The sequence below is a fragment of the Cellulomonas massiliensis JC225 genome, from assembly GCF_000312005.1.
GTDB lineage: Bacteria > Actinomycetota > Actinomycetes > Actinomycetales > Cellulomonadaceae > Cellulomonas > Cellulomonas massiliensis.
This window is the reverse complement of the sequence record NZ_HE978588.1, coordinates 1,792,747-1,798,270: the sequence shown is the minus strand read 5'-3', so window position 1 is coordinate 1,798,270 and position 5,524 is coordinate 1,792,747. Positions and strand designations below refer to the sequence as shown.

The following is a 5,524-nucleotide window of genomic DNA, read 5'->3' as shown; positions in this document are numbered from 1 at the left end:
CGCCCACCGCGACGACCAGCGCCGCGCCGTGCCGGCCGCCGACGCGCGTGCGCGAGGCGCCGGGCCGCACCCGCAGCGCGACCCGCACGGCGCCGGCCGCCGGGGTGGTCGTCAGACGAGCCCCAGCGCGCGCACCGCCTCGCGCTCCTCGGCCAGCTCGGCGACCGACGCGTCGACCCGCTCGCGGGAGAAGGCGTCGACCTCGAGGTCGGGGACGATGTGCCACGCGCCCCCCGACGAGGTCACCGGGAACGACGACACCAGGCCCTCGGGCACGCCGTACGAGCCGTCCGACACCACGCCCGCCGAGGTCCAGTCGCCCTCCGGCGTGCCGTGCACCCAGGTGTGCACGTGGTCGATCGCCGCGTTGGCCGCCGAGGCCGCCGAGGACGCCCCGCGGGCCTCGATGATCGCCGCGCCGCGCTTGGCGACCGTCGGGATGAACGTGTCGCGGACCCACGCCTCGTCGACGAGGTCGCGGGCCGGCGTGCCGCCCACCGTCGCGTGCGTGAGGTCGGGGTACTGCGTCGCGGAGTGGTTGCCCCAGATCGCCAGCCGCCGGATCTCGGGGACGGCGGCACCCGTCCGGGCGGCGAGCTGCGCGACGGCACGGTTGTGGTCGAGCCGCGTCATCGCCGTGAACCGGTCGGCCGGCACGTCGGGCGCGTGCTGCTGGGCGATCCACGCGTTCGTGTTGGCCGGGTTGCCCACGACCAGCACGCGCACGTCGTCGGCGGCGCCGGCGTTGATCGCCTGCCCCTGGGGCCCGAAGATGCCGCCGTTCGCGGAGAGCAGGTCGCCGCGCTCCATCCCGGCGCCACGGGGGCGCGCGCCGACGAGCAGCGCGACGTTGACGCCGTCGAACGCCGCACGGGCGTCGTCGTGGATGTCGATGCCGGCCAGCAGGGGGAACGCGCAGTCGTCGAGCTCCATCGCGGTGCCCTCCGCCGCCTTGACGGCCTGCGGGACCTCGAGCAGCCGCAGCCGCACGGGCGTGTCGGGGCCCAGGAGCTGACCCGACGCGATGCGGAACAGGAGCGCGTACCCGATCTGGCCCGCGGCTCCGGTGACGGTGACGTTGACGACCCCAGCGGGCGACCCAGCAGGCACGGACGGCTCCTTCGCATCGACGGTCGGTCCTGGCAACCTACCGCGACGGCACGCACCTCACGCTCGTTCGGCGACCGTGGCGACGCCGTCGAGCATGCCCTCCCACGTCCGCGCGCTGTGCGCCACGGCCTCCTCGTCGGGGTTGTTGTCCTGCTCGAGCGACACCAGCGTCCCGTCGCCGTCCGGGGACAGCTCGTAGGTGAGGCGGTGGTAGCTCTCCGGCACGTCCGGCGCGCCCGACATCGGGCTGTAGTGCGTCACGACGAGCCGCCGGGGCCGGTCGACCTCGACGACCTCCCCCTGGTCCTCGAAGGGCCGCCCCTGCCACTCGCCGACCCAGCGCACCGGCCCACCGACGCGCCAGTCCGAGACGGTGCGGGCGCCGAGCAGGATCTCCGGGTGGGGGTCCGGCGAGGTGAGCACCTCCCACACCCGCTCGGGCGACGCGGCGACGCGCCGCTGCGCACGGGCGACGAGTCCCGCCATGACGACCCTCCGACCTCCGGGCACGGGCGTCCCCGCGCACGTCCGATCGTGCTCCCGGCGCCGGCGGCGTGCCACCCGGCCGCGGTCGCCTCAGCTCGCCGAGGCGAGCTCCCGGGCGTCGTGCCGGCGCACGGCGGCGCGGGCCATCCGGAAGATCCACGGGCCGTCCGCCGCCAGGGGCACGGGCTCGCCGACGGGCTCGTACCCGAGCGAGCGGTAGTACTCGACGTTGCCGCGCTTCGTCGTCTCCAGGTAGCCGCGCCCCTCCTCGGCGTCGACGAGCGTGAAGACCTCCGCCATCAGCCGGCGCCCCCTGCCCTGCCGCTGCAGGTCGGGCCGGACGCCGAGCGCCTCGACGTACCAGGAGTCGCGGGGCACGCCGCCCGACGTCAGGTCGCCGAACCGGATCAGCCCGGGGGCGTGCGCGCGGGTCCGCGCCGCGAGGACGGCCAGCTGCGGAGCCAGCCGCAGCCAGCGCGCGGCGCTCATCGGGTACGTCCCCGGCGGGTAGAGCGCGAGCGCCCCGGTGATCTCGCCGTCCCGCACGGTGACGAACGCGCGCCCGTGCCGCAGGGTGTCCGCCAGCGTCATGCGGTACATCGCGCGCAGCTCGCGCTCTCGGCGGCGGCCGTCCGGGAACAGATGGCGGAACCCCGGGTCGTCCGCGAGCGCGGCCGCGAGCACGTCGGCGGCGTGGCCGAGCCGCTCACGGCGCAGCGGCTCCACCGCGTCGGCGAGCCGGCGGTGAGCGGAGTCGTGACTTGCGGGGTCCAGCACATGACACATCGTGCCGGACGATCGTCCAGGTGCCAACTCGGACACATGGCGCAGGGCGCCGCCCCCGAGGGGACGGCGCCCTGCGACGGACCGGGTCGGCTCAGGCCAGCCGGGCCGCCAGGTTCGCGTCGAGCGCGGCGAGGAAGTCCTCGGTCGTCAGCCACTCCTGCTGGGGGCCGACGAGCAGCGCGAGGTCCTTCGTCATCTGGCCCGACTCGACGGTCTTGATGACCACGTCCTCGAGCGTCTCGGCGAACTGCGTGACCTCGGGCGTGCCGTCCAGCTTGCCGCGGTGCTTGAGCCCGCCGGTCCACGCGAAGATCGACGCGATCGGGTTCGTCGACGTCGGCTTGCCCGCCTGGTGCTGGCGGTAGTGCCGCGTGACCGTGCCGTGCGCCGCCTCGGCCTCGACGGTCTTGCCGTCGGGCGTCACCAGAACGGACGTCATGAGGCCGAGCGAGCCGAAGCCCTGCGCGACGGTGTCGGACTGGACGTCGCCGTCGTAGTTCTTGCACGCCCAGACGTAGCCGCCCTCCCACTTGAGCGCGGAGGCGACCATGTCGTCGATGAGGCGGTGCTCGTAGGTGAGGCCGGCCGCCGCGAACTGGTCGGCGTACTCGGCGTCGAAGACCTCCTGGAACAGGTCCTTGAAGCGGCCGTCGTAGGCCTTGAGGATGGTGTTCTTCGTCGAGAGGTACACCGGGTAGCCGCGCTGCAGGCCGTAGGCGAACGACGCGCGCGCGAAGTCGCGGATCGACTCGTCGAAGTTGTACATGCCCATCGCGACGCCGCCGCCCTCGGGGTACGTCACGACCTCCTGCTGGATCGGCTCGGAGCCGTCCGCGGGGGTGAACGTCAGCGTGAGCGTGCCCGCGCCGGCGACCTTGAAGTCGGTCGCGCGGTACTGGTCGCCGAAGGCGTGACGGCCGATGATGATCGGCTTGTTCCAGCCCGGCACGAGGCGCGGGATGTTCGAGATGACGATCGGCTCGCGGAAGACGACGCCGCCGAGGATGTTGCGGATCGTGCCGTTCGGCGACTTCCACATCTTCTTGAGGCCGAACTCCTCGACCCGCGCCTCGTCGGGCGTGATCGTGGCGCACTTGACGCCGACGCCGTGCTCCTTGATCGCGTGCGCGGCGTCGACCGTCACCTGGTCGTCGGTCGCGTCGCGGTTCTGGATCGACAGGTCGAAGTACCGCAGGTCGACGTCGAGGTACGGGTGGATCAGGCGGTCCTTGATGAACTGCCAGATGATGCGCGTCATCTCGTCGCCGTCGAGCTCGACGACCGGACCGACGACCTTGATCTTCGCCATGGGCATCTCCCTGTGCTGGGCGGTGGACGGCACGCTACCGGGGTGGGGTGGTGCCACGGATCCGGGCTCCAGATTACTCGACGTCAAGACACCGGCCCGCCACGGGCGTGCTGCGCCCCTCGGGGACGAGCGGCGACTCACGCGGTGCCGACTCCGGCGGTGCCGACTCCGGCGGTGCCGACTCAGGCGGTGCCGACCCAGGCGGTGCCGACCCAGGCGGTGCTGGCATGCTGGAGCACCGGACGCGGGCGAACCGCCGCGATCCCACCGAACCCATCGCCCTACCGACAGGACCGACATGTCCCAGGACACGCCCGAGAACGCGCCCGAGCCCGTCGAGCCCGGCACGCCCGTCGAGCCCGGCACGCCCGAGACCGCGTCGACCGGCGCCGCCGCACCGGCCGGCGCCGCGCCCGCCGCGCCGGCTCCGCTCACGACGCCCCCGCCGGCCACCGACGGCGAGCCCGACCTCGAGACCGACGAGTACGACGCGTACGTGCTGCCCGCCGGCACGGTCGTCACCGCGGGCCCGTCGCTCGCGGCGCGGCTCGGCGCCGAGGTGTTCGGCTCCTTCGTGTTCGTCCTCGCCGGCCTCGGCGTGGCGCTGTACGCGGGCACGCAGTTCGCCTCCTTCGGCGGTGGCGGCGGGTCCCTCGCCGTCGCCCTCGGCTTCGGCCTCGCCCTCGCTGGCGTCGGCGCCGCGGTCGGCCACGTCTCGGGCGGGCACTTCAACCCCGCCGTCACGCTCGGCGCCGCCGTCGGCGGGCGCACCGCGTGGCGCGACGTGCTCCCCTACTGGCTGGCCCAGGTCGTCGGCGCGATCGCCGCGGCGGCGCTGCTCTTCATCGCGTACCCCTCGCAGCTCGCCGGGCTCCTCTCCGAGGGCGGCACCACGCGCAAGGTGTTCTCGGGCCTGGCCAACGGCTACGGCGAGCACACCGCGCTCGGCACGGCGACGCAGGGCGACGCCGGCTCGACGCTCTTCATCGCCGTCGTCGTCGAGCTCGTGCTCACGGCCGTCCTGGTCGGCGTCGTGCTCGGCGTGACCGACCGCCGGGCCCGCTCGACGGTCGCCCCGTTCGCGATCGGCCTCACGTTCACCGTGCTCGTGCTCGTCGCGCTGCCCGTGACGAACGGTGCGCTCAACCCCGCCCGCGCGACCGCCGCCGCCGTGTTCGCCGAGTCGTGGGCCCTGGCCCAGCTGTGGGTGTTCTGGGTGGCGCCGCTGGTCGGGGCCGCGATCGCCGGCCTCGTGTACCGGGCGTTCGCCGCCGAGCCCCGCGAGGACAACCTCCTGGAGGAGGACGAGGCCTACGTCACGACCGACGACGTCGTCGTGGTCGAGCAGCGCTGACCCCCGCGCGTCGACGCCCTCCCTCCGGACGGCCGGAGGGAGGGCGTCGTCGTCTGCGGCTGCCGTCGCTCAGGGCGACGGCGCCGACGTCACAGGACGGGGCCGGGCAGCCACACCGCGAGCGCGGCCAGCGCGAGCGTCGCCCCGCCGAGCATGCCGACGTCGATCCACCGCGCACGCACCGAGACCGCGATCGGCCCGGGCTCGGGGCGCACCAGCCGGACGACCGCCCCGCAGCCCGTCACCGCCGCCAGCGCCAGCACGCCGACGGGCGCGCCGGCGACGAGCGACAGCACGGTCGCCAGGACGACCCCGCTGGAGACCCACCACAGGGAGGCGTTGTTCGAGGCGAGCAGCGAGGCACGGGCGATCGCACGCGGGTCGAGAGGGCGCTCGTCGACCGGGACCGCCGCCGGGTCGGGCCCCTCGGGCGGCACGGATCCGGCGGGCAGCGGCTCGGCGGGCGGCGGCTCGGCGGG

General features: G+C 74.6%; 6 protein-coding genes. 1 reads left to right on the top strand and 5 read right to left on the bottom strand.

Going from position 1 to position 5,524, the window contains the following annotated elements:
- Nucleotides 1–111: 111 nt before the first annotated feature.
- The 4 genes from HGCM_RS08585 to HGCM_RS08570 form a co-directional block, all read right to left on the bottom strand.
- Nucleotides 112–1,110 (bottom strand): malate dehydrogenase, encoded by a 999-nt coding sequence (locus HGCM_RS08585; RefSeq protein ID WP_019136439.1) that lies wholly within the window; start codon nt 1,108–1,110, stop codon nt 112–114.
- A 57-nt stretch (nt 1,111–1,167) separates the two neighbouring features.
- Nucleotides 1,168–1,596, bottom strand: a complete 429-nt coding sequence (locus HGCM_RS08580; RefSeq protein ID WP_019136438.1) for an SRPBCC domain-containing protein — start codon at nt 1,594–1,596, stop codon at nt 1,168–1,170.
- Between the two features lie 90 nt (nt 1,597–1,686).
- Nucleotides 1,687–2,382: a GNAT family N-acetyltransferase gene (locus HGCM_RS08575; RefSeq protein ID WP_051016058.1), complete on the bottom strand. Its 696-nt coding sequence runs from the start codon at nt 2,380–2,382 to the stop codon at nt 1,687–1,689.
- A gap of 91 nt (nt 2,383–2,473) precedes the next feature.
- Entirely contained in the window at nt 2,474–3,691 is a 1,218-nt protein-coding gene (locus HGCM_RS08570; protein ID WP_019136436.1) for an NADP-dependent isocitrate dehydrogenase, read from the bottom strand.
- Nucleotides 3,692–3,989: 298 nt separating this feature from the next.
- Here HGCM_RS08570 and HGCM_RS17615 point away from each other — a divergent pair, with 298 nt between their 5' ends.
- Nucleotides 3,990–5,045 carry an aquaporin gene (locus HGCM_RS17615; RefSeq protein ID WP_019136435.1) on the top strand — a complete coding sequence of 352 codons (1,056 nt, stop codon included), beginning with the start codon at nt 3,990–3,992 and terminating at the stop codon, nt 5,043–5,045.
- 89 nt (nt 5,046–5,134) lie between these two features.
- On the opposite strand, the gene HGCM_RS17610 is transcribed toward HGCM_RS17615, so the two are convergent.
- Nucleotides 5,135–5,524 (bottom strand): hypothetical protein (locus tag HGCM_RS17610; RefSeq protein WP_019136434.1); only part of this gene is annotated, 390 nt, incomplete at its 5' end.

Coding starts and splice junctions, on each gene's coding strand:
- HGCM_RS17615 (WP_019136435.1), top strand. CDS start 3,990: ATGTCCCAGGACACGCCCGAGAACGCGCCCGAGCCCGTCGAGCCCGGC.
- HGCM_RS08580 (WP_019136438.1), bottom strand. CDS start 1,596: ATGGCGGGACTCGTCGCCCGTGCGCAGCGGCGCGTCGCCGCGTCGCCC.
- HGCM_RS08570 (WP_019136436.1), bottom strand. CDS start 3,691: ATGGCGAAGATCAAGGTCGTCGGTCCGGTCGTCGAGCTCGACGGCGAC.
- HGCM_RS08575 (WP_051016058.1), bottom strand. CDS start 2,382: ATGTGTCATGTGCTGGACCCCGCAAGTCACGACTCCGCTCACCGCCGG.